Annotated in this window: 18 protein-coding genes and 5 tRNA genes; 7 read left to right on the top strand and 16 right to left on the bottom strand. The window is 38.2% G+C overall.

Going from position 1 to position 16309, the window contains the following annotated elements; translation table 11 throughout:
- Positions 1–82: 82 nt before the first annotated feature.
- Entirely contained in the window at positions 83–1225 is a 1143-nt protein-coding gene (tgt, locus tag HMPREF2764_RS00425) for a tRNA guanosine(34) transglycosylase Tgt (RefSeq protein WP_070526321.1), read from the bottom strand.
- Positions 1226–1341: 116 nt separating this feature from the next.
- Between tgt and HMPREF2764_RS00420 the strand changes: the two genes are divergently transcribed.
- Positions 1342–2199: a DUF975 family protein gene (locus HMPREF2764_RS00420; protein ID WP_049515749.1), complete on the top strand. Its 858-nt coding sequence runs from the start codon at positions 1342–1344 to the stop codon at positions 2197–2199.
- A 26-nt stretch (positions 2200–2225) separates the two neighbouring features.
- Here HMPREF2764_RS00420 and pcp read toward each other — a convergent pair whose 3' ends face one another.
- The 9 genes from pcp to HMPREF2764_RS10175 form a co-directional block, all read right to left on the bottom strand.
- A complete protein-coding gene (gene pcp / locus HMPREF2764_RS00415) occupies positions 2226–2870 on the bottom strand; it encodes a pyroglutamyl-peptidase I (protein WP_070526319.1) in 645 nt (214 codons plus the stop codon).
- 112 nt (positions 2871–2982) lie between these two features.
- Complete coding sequence (locus HMPREF2764_RS00410; protein ID WP_070526314.1) at positions 2983–3345, bottom strand: DUF1304 domain-containing protein; 363 nt, start codon at positions 3343–3345, stop codon at positions 2983–2985.
- A gap of 10 nt (positions 3346–3355) precedes the next feature.
- Positions 3356–3781, bottom strand: coding sequence for a MarR family winged helix-turn-helix transcriptional regulator (locus tag HMPREF2764_RS00405; protein WP_070526312.1), 426 nt, complete (start codon positions 3779–3781; stop codon positions 3356–3358).
- 187 nt (positions 3782–3968) lie between these two features.
- Positions 3969–5171, bottom strand: coding sequence for a LysM peptidoglycan-binding domain-containing protein (locus HMPREF2764_RS00400; protein ID WP_070526309.1), 1203 nt, complete (start codon positions 5169–5171; stop codon positions 3969–3971).
- 159 nt (positions 5172–5330) lie between these two features.
- The gene (locus tag HMPREF2764_RS00395; protein ID WP_070526306.1) at positions 5331–5957 is read right to left on the bottom strand and encodes an HAD family hydrolase; all 627 of its coding nucleotides are present in this window, start codon (positions 5955–5957) and stop codon (positions 5331–5333) included.
- A gap of 3 nt (positions 5958–5960) precedes the next feature.
- Positions 5961–7241 carry an MATE family efflux transporter gene (locus tag HMPREF2764_RS00390; protein WP_070526303.1) on the bottom strand — a complete coding sequence of 427 codons (1281 nt, stop codon included), beginning with the start codon at positions 7239–7241 and terminating at the stop codon, positions 5961–5963.
- Positions 7242–7301: 60 nt separating this feature from the next.
- Positions 7302–8786, bottom strand: coding sequence for a threonine synthase (thrC, locus tag HMPREF2764_RS00385; RefSeq protein ID WP_049515744.1), 1485 nt, complete (start codon positions 8784–8786; stop codon positions 7302–7304).
- A gap of 75 nt (positions 8787–8861) precedes the next feature.
- Positions 8862–10139 (bottom strand): glutamate-cysteine ligase family protein, encoded by a 1278-nt coding sequence (locus tag HMPREF2764_RS00380; protein WP_020903672.1) that lies wholly within the window; start codon positions 10137–10139, stop codon positions 8862–8864.
- A gap of 314 nt (positions 10140–10453) precedes the next feature.
- On the bottom strand, positions 10454–10852 hold the full coding sequence (locus tag HMPREF2764_RS10175) for an FmdB family zinc ribbon protein (protein WP_009732039.1): 399 nt from the start codon (positions 10850–10852) through the stop codon (positions 10454–10456).
- A 172-nt stretch (positions 10853–11024) separates the two neighbouring features.
- Here HMPREF2764_RS10175 and HMPREF2764_RS00370 point away from each other — a divergent pair, with 172 nt between their 5' ends.
- Positions 11025–11351, top strand: a complete 327-nt coding sequence (locus HMPREF2764_RS00370) for a DMT family transporter (protein ID WP_009732038.1) — start codon at positions 11025–11027, stop codon at positions 11349–11351.
- A gap of 163 nt (positions 11352–11514) precedes the next feature.
- Here HMPREF2764_RS00370 and HMPREF2764_RS00365 read toward each other — a convergent pair whose 3' ends face one another.
- Entirely contained in the window at positions 11515–11961 is a 447-nt protein-coding gene (locus HMPREF2764_RS00365; RefSeq protein WP_000287814.1) for a helix-turn-helix transcriptional regulator, read from the bottom strand.
- Between the two features lie 319 nt (positions 11962–12280).
- Here HMPREF2764_RS00365 and HMPREF2764_RS00360 point away from each other — a divergent pair, with 319 nt between their 5' ends.
- From HMPREF2764_RS00360 to HMPREF2764_RS00340, 5 genes are read left to right on the top strand one after another with little or no spacing between them, the layout of a single operon-like run.
- The gene (locus HMPREF2764_RS00360) at positions 12281–12754 is read left to right on the top strand and encodes a hypothetical protein (RefSeq protein ID WP_000182279.1); all 474 of its coding nucleotides are present in this window, start codon (positions 12281–12283) and stop codon (positions 12752–12754) included.
- 40 nt (positions 12755–12794) lie between these two features.
- Positions 12795–13991: a replication initiation factor domain-containing protein gene (locus HMPREF2764_RS00355; RefSeq protein WP_009732036.1), complete on the top strand. Its 1197-nt coding sequence runs from the start codon at positions 12795–12797 to the stop codon at positions 13989–13991.
- A 2-nt stretch (positions 13992–13993) separates the two neighbouring features.
- A complete protein-coding gene (locus HMPREF2764_RS00350; RefSeq protein ID WP_001096843.1) occupies positions 13994–14380 on the top strand; it encodes a hypothetical protein in 387 nt (128 codons plus the stop codon).
- Between the two features lie 59 nt (positions 14381–14439).
- A complete protein-coding gene (locus tag HMPREF2764_RS00345; protein ID WP_000598356.1) occupies positions 14440–14634 on the top strand; it encodes a DUF3173 domain-containing protein in 195 nt (64 codons plus the stop codon).
- 3 nt (positions 14635–14637) lie between these two features.
- Positions 14638–15771 carry a tyrosine-type recombinase/integrase gene (locus tag HMPREF2764_RS00340; RefSeq protein WP_049510267.1) on the top strand — a complete coding sequence of 378 codons (1134 nt, stop codon included), beginning with the start codon at positions 14638–14640 and terminating at the stop codon, positions 15769–15771.
- 74 nt (positions 15772–15845) lie between these two features.
- Here the strand turns inward: HMPREF2764_RS00340 and HMPREF2764_RS00335 are convergent.
- The 5 genes from HMPREF2764_RS00335 to HMPREF2764_RS00315 form a co-directional block, all read right to left on the bottom strand.
- Positions 15846–15929 (bottom strand) — tRNA-Leu (locus HMPREF2764_RS00335).
- 9 nt (positions 15930–15938) lie between these two features.
- Positions 15939–16010, bottom strand: a tRNA-Gln gene (locus tag HMPREF2764_RS00330).
- Between the two features lie 13 nt (positions 16011–16023).
- Positions 16024–16096 (bottom strand) — tRNA-His (locus HMPREF2764_RS00325).
- Between the two features lie 14 nt (positions 16097–16110).
- Positions 16111–16181 (bottom strand) — tRNA-Trp (locus tag HMPREF2764_RS00320).
- Between the two features lie 4 nt (positions 16182–16185).
- Positions 16186–16266: transfer RNA gene (locus tag HMPREF2764_RS00315), tRNA-Tyr, on the bottom strand.
- Positions 16267–16309: the final 43 nt, after the last annotated feature.

Here is a 16309-nt window from a genome sequence, read left to right as displayed (position 1 = left end):
TCATTGTACACTTTATTCTATCAAAAAAAGAAGAAAAATCCCAAGAGAAAACTTAGGATTTTTAGCTTATATCTATTCCAGTTTAAAAATTACGGCCTGACTTATTATAGCCATATTTTTCTACAAAATACTCACGGAATTCTAAGAGATTGTCATCCATGATGGCTTGTCGCACTTGCTTCATCAGGTTAAGCAAGAAGTAAAGATTGTGATAGCTAGTCAAGCGGATACCGAAGGTTTCATCAGCCTTGAGCAGGTGACGAAGATAAGCGCGTGTATAGTTCTTACATGTGTAGCAATCACACTCAGGATCTAGTGTCGTAAAGTCCTCAGCAAACTGAGCATTTTTGACAACCAAACGACCTTGACTGGTCATACAAGTTCCATTACGAGCGATACGAGTCGGTAAGACACAGTCAAACATATCCACCCCACGAATCACCCCATCAATCAAGCTATCTGGCGCTCCCACACCCATCAAATAGCGAGGTTTGTTTTCAGGCAACAATTGGGTTGTAAAGTCCAAGACCGCATTCATCTCTTCGTGGGTTTCTCCCACTGCCAAACCACCTATAGAATAACCTGGGAAATCCATGCTGACAAGGTCATGAGCTGATTGGCGACGCAAGTCTTCAAATCCTGCCCCCTGCACAATCCCAAACAAACCTTGGTCATGTGGACGACGGTGAGCCTTCAAACCACGCTCAGCCCAACGACTGGTACGCTCGATTGATTTCTTAACGTAGTCGTATGGTTGATAAAACTGAGGACATTCATCAAAAGACATCATGATGTCTGAGCCCAGATTATTCTGAATAGAAATAGCTTTTTCTGGGGACAAGAACATCTTAGAACCATTGAGATGATTTTTAAAGGTTACTCCTTCTTCTGTGATATTACGGCTATCTGCTAAGGAATAAACCTGGAAACCACCACTATCTGTCAAGATAGGCTGGTCCCAATTCATGAACTTGTGGAGACCACCAGCGCGTGCAATGAGTTCATCTCCAGGACGAAGCCAGAGATGATAGGTGTTTGACAGGATAATTCCCGAACCCATCTCCTTCAATTCTTCAGGCGACTGAGTTTTGACAGTGGCTTGTGTCCCAACCGGCATAAACATAGGTGTCGGGAAGGTGCCATGGGGAGTGATGATTTCACCCAGACGAGCTCCCGTGTGTTTTTCTTTCTTAATCAAACGATATTTGATTGGTGAATCTGACATTTTTTACCTCCGAAGCTGGGAAAAACAGTCCCAGTTCATACTTTGTGCCCAAGGGCATACTGTATGATTTTATCAAAAAAAGCTGGAACTGTCACGAACTATGGTATAATGAGAGAATGAAATACCCAAAAATTGATTTAAAAACTATTCGTCCGCAGTCCAGACAATTTCAGGCTGAAAATCCCCGCCTCTTTCTCGTCTATCTCTTACCTAGTATACTGGTCATCTTGTCTGGCTTCCTCAATCCCTTAGAGCGCATCAACGAGAGTGTTTTAGAACAACCCTTTTTAAGCGTGTTTGGCCATGTATTCCAAGCCTACCTTTTTCCTCTATTAGTCTCCTTTATCGGAACAATACTTCTAACCAGTTCCGTCTATACAACGCTGAAACTCATCAAGAATCCCGATACAGGACTATCCATCAAAAATAGTCTCACTCTCTTTAATGAAGAGCACTTTTCACAAACCTTTTTGACTCTCCTTCTCAAACGTTTCTATCTCTTCTTATGGAGCATTCCTAGTTTGCTTGGAATTTACTTCCTTTTTTACAGTAGCTTTCTTGCAAAGAAATTCATTGCCCTTCATCCTGAGTTTCCCAATCTGGATCTCACGTCAATTGAAACCGAGCGTTTCCTCATGACCTTTGGTCTTTACTTTCTAGCAAGTATCCTCTTGATGATTGTCGGAACTAGTCTCTATATCCCACAATACTATGCCTATTCGCAGGTAGAATTTCTCCTCTGTGACACCCTAGACTTAGGACAAGCCAAACCAGGACAAATCCTAAAAACCAGCCGTTTCCTGATGAAAGGCTACAAATTTCAGCGCTTTGTCCTAGACTTACAACTCCTTCCTTGGTACGTCCTCAATTGGATTACCTTTGGAATTGCTAGTTTCTCACTCCTACCCTACATTCAAATCAATAAAATGATTTTTTACCGAGCAGTATTGGCTCGAAAACGTCCAAAAGCTTGAAGGTTTTCCCTCAAGCTTTTTTTCTATCAATGAGTTTCTCCGCCTACCAACTTGAGGTCCTCATCTCCATGTTCTATAATGGCGCCGATTGCCGCTTCTATCCCTCGCCTAATATCCACTAAACTCATAGCTGGAGTGGTCGGTCGATTCACCACCTGTTCCATCATATAAGGAATATGCATAAAACCTGCCTTAACATGGGGAAATTTCTTTTCTACCAAATAGAGGGCCTGATACATCAAATGATTGCAGACAAAAGTCCCTGCAGTATTGGAAACAGAGGCCGGCAATCCCTCTTTTTTTATAGCTTGAACCATCGCTTTAATCGGCAAACTACTAAAGTAAGCCGGAGCACCATCTGGACGAATGGGAAGGTCAATCGGCTGATTACCTTCGTTATCAGGAATGCGTGCATCGTCTTGATTTATAGCCACTCGCTCAGGTGTCAAGCTGGTTCTTCCACCTGCTTGGCCGATACAAAGGACAAAGTCAGGTTGATAACGACTCATTTCTTCTTCCAATACTTGAGCCGATTTGTGAAAAACTGTCGGCACCTCTAGCCAACGGACCTCAGCACCATGGATTTCAGCTGGTAAACCTTTAATAGCCTCCAAGGCTGGATTGACCTTTTCCCCTCCAAAGGGGTCAAAACCTGTCACTAATACTTTCATTTCTAACTCCTCAAAACAAATTCAATAAAACTCTTTTCTTAAAAACAAGTATAACATATTTCCCTTATTCTGGAGTGAAAAGGACTAGAGAGGATCTGACCGGCATTAAAGTTTATTTAAAGAGAAAAATACTAATCAAGGCCAAAATAGCTGGTCCACCTTGCTTCAAAATAATTTTCTTATCTGCTGTGAGAGAGCCATAAGCCGCAGCACCAATCACAAATAAAACAAAAATAGTCACAATTTCTAAATTCTGTGAGAAATAAATTCCATACAAGAGAAAGACTCCTAGCAAAGCATTATAAATCCCTTGATTTTTAAACAATGAAGTTACTGACGGACGAGCCAATTCTTCCTTGTCCATATTAAAGACACGACTAGTCGCATCTGATTGCGTTGCAATACTTTCCAAATAAAAAATGTAAAAATGCTCCAAAGCAATAATCGTTACTAAAATGATTGTAATAATTGACATCTATTTCTCCTTAAATTTCTATATTTTCAATACCCAAAACCAATTTATTTACTAAACGGCTGAGTTCTGTTCTTTCAGACTCTGTTAAGATACTTTCCATCTCTTGCTTAACCTTGATATGCTGCAGAGGGGGATTTACCACTAACTGCTCCTTCGCATACTTCGTAGCCTCTACCAACACTTCTCGCTGATTTTCAGGATTGCGATGACGCTCCACCAAACCTTCCTTTTCCAAAATCTTGAAATGTCGGGTCAAAGCAGCCTGATCAATCTTCAAACGTTCCTGAACCGCCATTTGGTTACAAGGGGAATTCTTCATCAAAAACAGTAAAATCTGATACCGTGTCAAACTAATCCCAAGTCTTTTTTCAAATAAGTGCGTACTAGCTTGCTCAGACAAGCGGAGTTGATAAAGTAAATCTTGAATCTCTATCATTTCTTCCTCTTTTTTATTGATTTATCAATAATTGACTAATCAATTGTAATGCAAAGTAAAATAGATTGCAAGAATATTGCTTAAGGCATAATTTTCCATTCAAATTGACAAAGAAAAAACGAACGAGAATCGCTTTCTATCACGAAAGCTAGATCTCATTCGTCAAAATGATATTACAAAGTCAGGTTTATCCATTCATTGAAACGTGAACGTGGTCATAGTGGTTCTCTGTCACGCTACCACGGTCTGGCATTGAATTCCAAGTATTAGCTGGTCCATATTTGCTATCGAATGGAGCATAGAAACGTTGTTTCCAAATAATGTAACTAATTCCACGGCTGGCCATGTTTTGAATAGCGTATTCCGCAATCTTATCCCCTAATTCTGAGCTTTCTGGTACCATAAAGTCGATAGCCAAACCTTTTCCGTGATCTCCACTGTCTCCTGGACGGTAACCACTAAAGGATGTGATGCCAAACAAGTTAGCAATTTCTTCTTTAAAGGCCGCTGTTTGTGGTTGAAGGCCTGCATTTTCAGATTTCGCTACCGCAAGTCCAGCATAATCGGGCGCTGCTGGAGCTGCGTAAGTTGTTGAAACTGTTTTCTTCTCTTCTGGTTGATAAGTAGAAACTGCTGTTGTAGCTTCATTTGATGAGGCTTCTTTTAATTCTTCTGAACTTGTTGCAGTTGTTTCGATTGCTGTTTCTTCTGCTGGAGTTGTAGTTTCTTTCACTGTTGAAACATCTTGTGGGCTTGCTTGAGTTTCATTTTTCTCAGCTGAAGTCGTTGCCTGAGGAGCTGCTTCTGCAACTGCACTACTTGTTTCGGCTGTTTGCTCCTCTGACGTTGAAGTATTTGTAGATGGTGCTACTTCTTCTGCAGTAGCAACTGTCTCTGCAACTTCTGAATTTGTTGCTACTTCTTTTGTACTTGTAGTTTCTACCGCTTTTGGCGCTTCTGCAATCGGTTGAGAAAGGTCTGCAACCTGAACAGTTTGATCATCTACGGTCACTTGATTGGTTGTCAAATCTGCTGTCGCAGTTGTCACCTCTTCACTAGAAGCCGCTTGAGGTGTTTGGATTTCAACTTCTGTTACTTCTTCTGCTTCATTGACGGTCGTTGTCAAAACAGTTTCTGGGAAAATCAAGTCCATATTAGTGATTTTATTCAAATTCGCAAGAACTGTGACATCTACACCCAAGGCTTCTGCAATGGTGCTCAAGGTATCACCATACTGAACGGTATAACTTGTTTTGTTATCCGTTTTAGTCAAATCGTTTTGGATTTGCTCAACACTACGTGCAGTCCAAAAAACTTCTTCTGCTTGAGTTGCCAATACTGGGGCAAATGACAAGGCTACTGTTGAGGCTAATAATATTCTTTTCTTCATTCTTTCAAATTCCTTTCAAATGAGTACCTGTCTATCATAACACAAAAAATGCAGAAAAAAAGCCCTCTCGGGCCTATTTAACAGAACTGTCCATTCCTTGTAACAAACTTGGTTACTTGAAATAGTTTGTTAGGTCTCTGTCACAAAACTGACACAATCTTATCGTTCCCAATCCCCAAAAATATAAGGAATATCTGCTAACCCTTGAATCCTATGATTTCCTTCATAAGTCGACTCTAAAAAGTTGATACTTTGAATCCCACTATTCTGGGCAAATTCCACATCCAGAGTCCGATCCCCTATATAATAGGTCTTCTCAGAATCCAACTGATACTTGCCTAACAGATAGTTAGCCGCTTCTGGATTAGGCTTGCGCGCAAAGCCACTCTGACTGGTTAAAATCTCTGTAAAATAGCATTCCAACCCCAAGTCTCTTAAAATGGTAAGAGCATTGTCTCCCTTATGAGTGTAAACAAACTGCTGAATTCCTGATTCCTCTGCCCAAGCTAGCACATCACGCGCACCTGGCATCAAAACTACCTGAGCATTCTTCTCAGCCAAACTCTGGGCACGCACCTGATTTAGCATTTCCACATCCAGCTTTCTCTCTTCTGCCACCTGCACAAGTAAATCCTGCACAGAAAACTTGAGAATAAACTCCCTCACCTGCTCCTTATCATAAGGAATAGAAAACTGAGCAAAAGTTTCCTCAATTCCTGATAAAATCGCTTCGTAAGAATCCAATAAAGTCCCATCTAAATCCCAAATAAAAGCTGTTTTTTGCATTTCCTATCCTTTCAAGCTCATATAACGCTGGTAACGGTAACGTAGAAATAACCAACGAAAACCATTATCCAAAAGGGTTCCGGCCCAAATACCGGGCAAGCCCCAACCAAGCACAATCCCCATCAGATATCCTGTTCCAATGCGGATACACCACATTCCTATACTTGTCGCATAAAAGGGAAGCCGAGCATTGCCCAAACCCTGCCAGACTGCTGTATAGATGACTGTTCCTATCGTCATAGGAGTACCAAGTAGTGAAAAAAGTGTCACTAGCACACTAGCCTCCACCGCTAGAGAATCAGTCGTATAGAGATGAGTTAGTGGTATACCCAAGGCATAGACACTAAGCGTCAAGGGCAACATGAGAAGCAGAGAAAGCCAAAAGGTTTGCTTGCTCAAACTAGCGACTCTTTCCCAATTATCCTCTCCAACTGCTCGAGCTACCAGCATGACCGTTGCAGTAGCGACGCCAAAGGCAGGCATATAGTTAAACTGGGTCAAGACTTCTCCGACTGCATTTCCAGCCACCGCCTCCGTTCCAAAAGAAACAACCAAGGCAATGATCACGACATCTCCAGCCCTCATCATGAGCCTCTCTCCAGCTGCTGGCAACGCTAAGGTCAATAGTTCCTTATCTAAACCAAAAGTCGGTTTCTCAAAAGGCAACTTTAATTGCGACCATAAAATCACAAGACCTACCAAACGAGACAGAATTGTCCCCCAAGCAACACCAGCTATCCCCATATCCAGAACAAAAATAGCTAGACTGGAAAAGAGAATATTCAAGGCATTGGATAAAAAACTAACATAGAGAGGCAGACGTGGATTATGCGTTGCACGAATCAAGGCTCCCAGACTAGTCATTAAACCTAAGAGAACAATCGATCCGCCTACCAAAGATAGGTAGAGTCCACCACTCTCAGCTACATCTCTCTCCGTCCCCAAAAGTCCTATCATCTCTTTCCCAGCGAAGATGGACAAAAATCCTAAAAGGAAACTTAATAGTAAGGTAATCTTCAATGCCTCAGTCACATGATAGGCTAGCATAGATTGATCCTTCTGCCCCAAATTTTTTGAAATAACACTGGAAATAGCAGCTCCCAGAGCGATGAAAATCGCCTGATAAATCGTGATAATATTGCCAGCTACTGATACACCCGAAATAGCTATCAAGCCCAAGTGGGCTACTAAGTAACTATCCACCATCCCCATGAGCATCTGCAAAAAATTTTCGCCCATAGCTGGCAAGGCAATATTAAGAATGTCTTTATTTTTCTTAAACAATCCTTCCTCCTGATGAAAAGAAACTCAGTTGGTTTCCCAACCGAGTTTACTCCCTCTGTCTTAAAGTCCTAGATAAGCCTCAACCGCTGCTTGCATATCAGCAGCTGCCACTGTTGTCTTGTGACGAACAGGAGCTGTTTCAAGCCCGTCAACTGCTGGTGGTACTGCAACTCCTGAAATATCATGTAATTGAGCCAAGGCTTCAAAGTCAGTCAAGCCTACTTTACCTGTTACAGCTTCTACTGCAACCACTGGGAACTTGTATGGACTCGCTGTTGAAGCAATCACTGTCTTAGTCACATCGCCAGTAGCCGCTTGGTATTTCTTATAAACTGCCGAGGCAACCGCCGTATGTGGATCCTCGATATAAGAATCTGCCTCATAAACACGCTTGATTTCTGCTGCCGTTTCTTCCTCAGTCGCATATTCAGCTGCAAAGAGGTCCAAAATCTCTGCATCAAAGTCTGTCAACTCATATTGTCCTTGCTTGTTCAAGGCATTCATAAGTTCAGCTGTTTTAACCGCATCATTACCTAAAAGATGGAAAATCAAACGCTCCAAGTTTGAAGATACCAAAATATCCATAGATGGACTAGTAGTCACTTTAAACTCACGTTTCTTGTCGTAAACACGTGTCTTGAAAAAGTCTGTCAAAACATTGTTGTCATTTGAAGCACAGATTAATTTGCCAACTGGTAGACCAATTTGCTTAGCATAAAAGGCAGCCAAGATATTTCCAAAATTTCCTGTTGGTACTGTGAAGTTGACCTTATCACCAGCCACAATCTCACCAGTCTTAACCAACTGAGCATAGGCATAAACATAATAAACAATCTGTGGCACCAAACGACCGATATTCATAGAGTTGGCAGATGAAAATTGCAGTTTATTGGTAGCCAACTTTTCACGAAGGGCTACATCGTTAAACATATGCTTCACATTTGTTTGAGCATCATCAAAGTTACCATCAATAGCGATAACATGAGTATTATCACCAGTCTGAGTAGTCATTTGCAACTCTTGAACCTTGCTGACACCATCCTTTGGATAAAAGACGATAATCTCAGTTCCAGGCACATCCGCAAACCCTGCCATAGCAGCTTTCCCAGTATCACCAGATGTCGCTGTTAAGATGACAATCTTGTTCTCCAAACCATGCTTCTTAGCAGCTGTTGTCATAAAGTATGGCAAAATAGACAAGGCCATATCCTTAAAAGCAATTGTTGAACCATGGAACAGTTCCAAATTGTATTGGCCGTCTAATTTCACCAAAGGCGCTATAGCTGGAATATCAAACTTGCTATCGTAGGCATTGTTGATACAGTAGTCCAACTCCTCAGCTGTAAAGTCATCTAAAAATGCTGACAAAACTAACTTAGCAACTTCCTGGTAAGAAGCATCTTTCAATTTGTCAAAGTCCAAATCTACCTTTGGATAAGTAAGCGGTGCAAACAAACCACCATCCGTCGCCAAACCTTGCAAAATAGCTTGGCTAGCAGTTACTGTATTGTTGGCATCACGCGTTGATTGATAAACTAATGTCATTACTCTCTATCCTTTATCTATAGTCTCATCCATTATATCATGATTTTTCAGAAAATTCTCCTTTTATAAGAGAAATTATAGGCCCAATTCTTCTTTCAAAGGCTGTAAATAGCTTGTTTCTTGCTTATTTCTCATCTCCAGTCCTTCGCAAGCTAGCAGGAGTATGTGTTTGGAAAATTCAATAATCGCAGTTTCTTCCTCATTTGTAAGCTTTTTCTTAGAAAATTGTCGTCTTAAAAACTTGTAATTTCGCCCAAATTCTTTAAAGAAAGTCGCTGTTTCTAAGTAAGCTTCTAACTTATCTAAATTAACCAACAATCCTAAGTGAAAAGCTGCAGAAGCGAAGGTTCTCTCTAGAGGTTGAGTACACACACTACGAAACTCAACTGTACCCCGAGTCGTTAAGTCTTGGTACTGATAACTACGATGAGTTTCAAAATCCTTCTCTTGAGGGTAAATAAGAATCTCATCCCCATTAAGAGCATATGCTTGGATTTCAGTTGTAGCCAAATAGTCCCTTGCCTGAATCGGATAAAAATAATAGGTTTGCCCATCGCGTTCCGCAGTAAAAATTGCAGAATGATCTAGATAATCAAAAAAATCATCCTCATCTTTAAAGAGCCTAGCATTGACACCAACATTCTCTGGATATATACCATGCATCGATTCTTCCCAGAAAATATCCCTTGAAATTTTCGTATCCCAATTCTCACCTGAAAACTCAGAATTGGCAAGTAAATAAGCCTTAGCCCCTTCAATTTGGGTAAAAGCATTAATCACTCGTAAGTAGTTAGACTTTGAAACATCCAACTGAACCTGACTCCCACAGATAAAAGCACCATATTCAGGGAAATGATGCAAGTCTGATTCAGCCATATTTCTACTCAAATTCAAATAGTCCACTAACATCTGATAACGTGGATAAGCAACTGGAGTATTCTCATTTTTATTCCAGTTGGGATGAATACCGCAGCCAACGATAGCATGATTGGATTCGCCTAATTTTCTCTGAATTACATCCATATAATTATTAAAACGATTTTCGACCTCTTGAATTGTTTCAGCCTTACCAAATGCAAACTCAATCGTAGTATAGGAAACTTCAAATAAAATAACATCCTGACTTGCTGGCTCCACTAACTGAATAGGAGTCCCAAAATCATCAACCTTTTCGACAGTAAAATCCAAAGCAGAAACTAAATATCGGAATAAGTACTTGATAACTTCAACATCTGTAGCATCCCCTTCCAAGTTTACAACAGGATATTCCAGCTCAATCCCGACAAACAATTCAGGATTTTCTTTAATATTTTTCAAATACCGATGTTTTAATAAATCGATAGAACGAGACATACTTCCCTACACTTTCATAATCTAAATAAAATTTGAATAACTATTATTATACCAAAAATAATATAAAAAAGGAACGAAGATTTACAACGTTCCTTAACTCTATACTATACCGGCGGCCGGGGTCGAACCGGCACGTCCTTGCGGACACTGGATTTTGAGTCTAATATTATTAGTTTTAAATCTCAGAAATATTGATTTTATAAGCTTTTTTTCCATAATATTTTTTAAAACTTAGTATCACTTCCAAAGTTTAGATACTTTTTAGTAACTATAAAATGCTAGAAAGTATACTCCTTATTAAAAAGAGTTTTGGACTAGTTTTGTGCAATTTTATTACCCATATCCGTAATAAGAGAGGCTAAATTAATTGCCTTTAATGATTGTAGAAATTGGTTGTGAATATCATTAGACACATAACCAGCTAGCAAAATATGCTCAGCCATGTCATATTGCTTAATCAAGAGAATCTTATCATGTTTTTCATTAAATAAAATCGCACTAATTGCTGTATTAAAGACTGGAAAACGAAAACTCGCACATTGTGAACAATAAGGAATATCTCCCTCATCTTTTAAAAATTTTTTCTCCAAAGGATGCCCACATTCGGGACAACAAGTCATTGTTTTGTCAAATATAGAAACCTCTTTTTTAAAGTTCTTAAAAGTAATTTTACCAGTAAAATCGAGACCACGCAAGACATTGAAATAAATCAAGACTTTTTTTTAAATTTATCTTATGATATACTAAACTTATCAGCTATTGGTTCTGAAAAAGTGTCTGCCACAGTTTTACTACAAATTCTCATGACTTGTGCCAAGATTTATAAAAAACGGATAGCTATAATAGCTCTTAGAGCAAAAACATGACATATAGGAGGTTAAAGACATGTCATACTTTTATCTTTTTATCGCCATTGTAGGAGAGATATTGGGAACTAACCTTTTGAAATTATCAGACGGTTTTACAAAGCCTATTCCAACCGTTTCTGCCCTACTTAGCTATGGCGTTTGTTTCTATTTCCTCTCACTAGCAATGCAAAAAATTCCTTTAGGAATAGCTTATGCAACATGGTCAGCTGTCGGTTTAGTTTTGACAGCCTCTATCGCAGTAATGATTTTCAAAGAAACACTAAATGTTTATAGCATTATCGGTTTAATTTTGATTATCATTGGTGTTGTCATGGTTAACTTATTAGGAAATGCAGGACATTAATAAAACCGGCTCTATACTATTTGTAGTGGGTAAATCCCCTATGGATATTATGGAGCCTATTTTGTTGTAGAAAAAAAGTTCCATAAGAACTATAATGAAAAGCTAGAATTCTGTCAATATTTTGGACACATTTTGGGAGGGAATTTTGAAGACTAGCGTCCTCCTAATTTTCCCAATAAGTTTTAACTTCTTCAAAAATCTTATTCAAAAGTTCTGCATCTTTTTCTGACAACTGATTTTTTTCTATAACTCTATCTTTTAGTTCTGTTGCCTTTATTTTATTTCTTGCCACCGAAACTGCTATTGAATGTTTCAAAATATCAAACTCATCCTTTGAAAAGTTTGCAATATTGGTAAGATCTAATTGTTCTAGAGGTAAACTACTGATAATTGAATAAGGTTTTTGTCCCAGCAAATAATCTGTAGTAGTCCCAAAGATATTTGCTAATTTCACAACGAATTCTAATCCTGGTTCTAACGTTCCATTCTCCCACCGAGAATATGTCCCTTGTTGAACTCCAATTAATTCCGATATTTGTACTTGAGTTAACTTTTTTGATTTTCTGAGAGTTTTTAACCTCTCTGAAAATTTATAATCCTCTGTATACATAATTCTCCTATAGATATTCTTATTCGTATATTTTAGCTTGACAAAATATTCTAAACGGTATAAAATAGAATTATTCCATAAGGAATATTTATTTTGAGATTGAATATTCCATTGAGAATATTATAGCATAAAAGGAGGTAAAAGCGTATGTAACTAGTAGTCGATTTAAAAAATTTTAATAAAGGAGGTAGGATTCGACAAAATAAAAAATCTTGAAACAAATGTGCCGTTCGTTCCAAGATCAAAACATATTATGTAACAATTATACCACAGAAAACTCTTCAGTTGCACAAGAAAATTTCGGAGGTTTCACAAAAAGATGACCAATAAAGAGTTAGTCAATCAAATTTCTGGCCTAAACTCTACCTCTACTCTTAAAAATTGGATTCAACTGATTAAAGAGATAAGTGGCAAGGAATTTAAGAAAATTAAAGTTCCTATCAGTAGAAATCCCAGAACTCATCAATTAAGTTATACAGTTGCCTATGATTTTACAGACGAAGACCTTAGACAATTTCAAAAGTTAGCTAAACTAAAACTTGAAATAGGTCTAAAAGAGGCTATACAAGCCGTATTTGGGAGTCTAGCAGACAATGAACATGAATCCCTAAACCAAGTAATAGATGAGCTCTACGATGAACTGAGCGCCTTAAAACAGGAATTTAAGCGAGAAATGCGACTGATAAAAATTGAGAATTCCAACCTAAAAAAGAAAATCCAAGATATTGAAGAGTCGATGCAAACCGGCTTACTAGGGTTTGTTAACAAGAGGTCAAAAAATAGGTTCGGCTAATAGCGAGTTTTCGGCTGAGCCATGAGGCAGAAAGCCGAAAATGAGCGTAGATGCGGACGGACCATTTTTGACCGATAGGGTGTGTAGTAACACCACCCTCTGCAAGTTAGGTGTACCATCGAAAGAATTCAGTATTGCCAAGGGTTTCGCAGATTTTAAGGGTGGCAAAATTAGGCAAAAAGTTGAATCAAAATCTATGGCAAAAAATGAACATTTACGTTCTGTATTTGACTGGATTCAAATTCAGTTTGACAAGACTGAATTTTCGCCAAGAGAAATAATCGAAGACATTCTATTTCTTGACTATGACCTATTTATTGAGAATATAGGGAGCCTTAAATACTATAACTATGATAGCCAGCTTCATTATGGAAATATCCGTATCTACTATGGAGCGAAAGAGTCGTCCTACATGCTTGTCATGTCAGGACAGGCACTCGAGTTCTATAGAGATATGGTATTAGATCCAAATAGTCTGTCCGAAAGACAGTTTCTGAACAACCTCTACTACAATTACAATCAATTTTCAGTAAGACGAATTGATATTGCAATAGATGATTTTAATGAAACACCCTATTTCACTCCTAATCAGCTTCTAAAGATTTGTCAGAAGAAACGCTTTATATATGGAAAAAGTACCTACTACAATACCTACGGAGATGAAACAATCGGCCAGACCTTATATTTGAGAAAACCCAATGATGATGAAAGACTTAGAATTTACGATAAACGCTTAGAACGAGCTGAGAAGCTCGGTATCAGCAAGCGGTATATAGAAAATTGGATAAGAACTGAGTTAGAACTTAGGAAAGAAAAAGCTCACTACTTCATTCAAGAATGGTTGCATTCAGAAATAGATCTTCTCAACTTTACCAAGGGATATCTCAAAGAAAAAGTGAGGTTCTATAGTGATAGTCACTTCTCAAAACCCTTGAGATCTTGGGAAAAGTTTTTAGGTCACTCAAAACCTGTCTCTATCATTATTTCAAAACCAAAAACAGAACTAGAACAAAAATTAGAATGGTTTACCTATAAAGGTTCTGGAGCTATTCTAAAAGCGTATAAATTTCTATACGACAATAACTTACTGCATGAGTATGAGAAATCTAACTATCTCGCACTCAACAATATGGAATATCCACCAGATTTAGCAAGTGGATTAATAGAAAGGGCAATTCTCTTTAAAAGAGAGGATTTGATCCCCACAATCAAAGAAAATATCAAAAGGAGAAATTAATTATGGCAAAAATGCTTTCACAAAATGACTGGAATTTTAATAACATTGGAACAAAATTTGAATTGGATGAAGTCATTCCAAAATTTGAAACGGAAGTCCGAGCAGATGCAAACGGAGAAATTATCAAAAACCGAGATGGTAGCGAAAGACGTTTTAATACCGATAAAATCATTGGTTGGAAATACAATGTAACAATCAAGGATGGACAATTCAAAAAGAAATCAACCCAAGTCTCAGTAGACAATCCAGATGCCTTGGTTGATAATGACTATATCCAAGCAATGGATGAAGTACCAGTTACATTTGACAATTTACAAGCTACTATGATTAGCACGACAATGTATTACAAGGCTGATGCTATCCATTTAGTAGATGTAAAACAAAAATAAGTAAAATACAAGGGGAGTTAATCCTCCCCTTAGTTAATCTAATTAGAAAAGGAGATCACATGATTAAAACTGTAACAAAAGATGACCTTATCGAACTTGGATTTGCTCCAGGAACTGCAAGAAAGATTATCCATACCGGCAAATTACTATTAGTGAATCGTGGTTTTAACATCTATGATAACAAACGTATTGGTACAATTCCAGCCAGTGTCGCTGAAGAACTATTAGGAATTGAACTCCAGAAAGAAGCATAATGAATGACTATTCGTAAAACTAAAAGTGGTAAATGGACCGTTGATGTTTCTAATGGATTCCACCCAGTCACACAAAAAAGAATACGTATCATTCGGAAAGGATTAAAATCTAAAAAGGAAGCCCTAGAGCTAGAACAACATATTCGAATTGTAGAATTGAAAGAAAAACAATTTGACTTTGTAGTGACAACAGATATGTTATTCGACTTACTTGAAGAAGATGATCTGAAAAATGGCAGAAAAATAAGCTATACAAGTACACAAAGAAACAATTATGAGCGTCATATTAAGCCTTATTTTAAAGATACAAATTTAAATAAATTAACGTATGACCATATATTCGAATTTCGTGAATACCTAAAAACAAAACCTAAAAAACAAAATGAAAATGAAACATTAAGTTACAATACAATTAATAAAATTCTAATTCTACTTAAAAAAATTTTTGATACTGGTATAAGAAAATCCCTCATTGATAAAAATCCTGTTGAGAATCTGAGAAAATTACCAATTAGGAAGCCTAATATCAAATTTTGGAGTATAGAAGAATTCACGAGATTTAGAGAACTTATTCAAGATGATGAAATAAGCTATGACCTGTTTTTCGTGATTGCTTTCTTTACTGGGATGAGAATGGGAGAAATCCTCGCATTGAACTGGAATGATATAGATCTTTTAACAAATACAATATACGTTACCAAAACGGTATACTTTGTCAATAATACAAGCTACATTAATACAACAAAAACACGATCAGGAACTAGAAATATAACAATAAATCAGAAATTAGCAGAAATGCTAATAGATTGGAAAGTAAAACAAAAAGAAAAACTTGAGGAATTTACGAAAAATACTGAAGAACTACAAATAATACAGAGTACGCCAATAACAATTACAAAAAATATGATTGATAAGAAGTTTAAGCAAATACTAGAAAGGGATAAAGATTTAAAGAAAATAAGAATTCATGATTTGAGACACTCTCATGCATCATTACTTATAAATCAAGGAGAAGATTATCTTGTTGTCAAAGAAAGATTAGGACACGCATCCATTACAACAACAATTGATACTTATTCTCATTTGTACCCTAGCAAACAGAAAACATTGGCTAATAAACTTGATGATTTATTTTAAAATGGAAAAAATTGGTAACTCGACACACAACAAAGAAAAAAAGACAAGGTCCGAAAACCTTGTCTTTAATACTATACCGGCGGCCGGGGTCGAACCGGCACGTCCTTGCGGACACTGGATTTTGAGTCCAGCGCGTCTGCCAATTCCGCCACGCCGGCAAATAGTAACTGGGGTAGCTGGATTCGAACCAACGCATGAGGGAGTCAAAGTCCCTTGCCTTACCGCTTGGCTATACCCCAATAATATAAAATAGGCGAGTGATGGGGATCGAACCCACGCATGCCAGAGCCACAATCTGGTGTGTTAACCACTTCACCACACCCGCCATAATTCTATTAACACGGGCAGTAGGAATTGAACCCACACTGAAGGTTTTGGAGACCTTAGTTCTACCTTTAAACTATGCCCGTAAAATGGAAGGGGAGGGATTCGAACCCCCGAACCCGAAGGAGCGGATTTACAGTCCGCCGCGTTTAGCCTCTTCGCTACCCTTCCAAAATATATAAATGGCGCGAGACGGAATCGAACCGCCGACACA

The sequence above is a fragment of the Streptococcus sp. HMSC073F11 genome, from assembly GCF_001810785.1.
Lineage (GTDB): Bacteria > Bacillota > Bacilli > Lactobacillales > Streptococcaceae > Streptococcus.
Note: the sequence above shows the minus strand (reverse complement) of the source record. Positions and strands in the feature narration are given on the sequence as shown.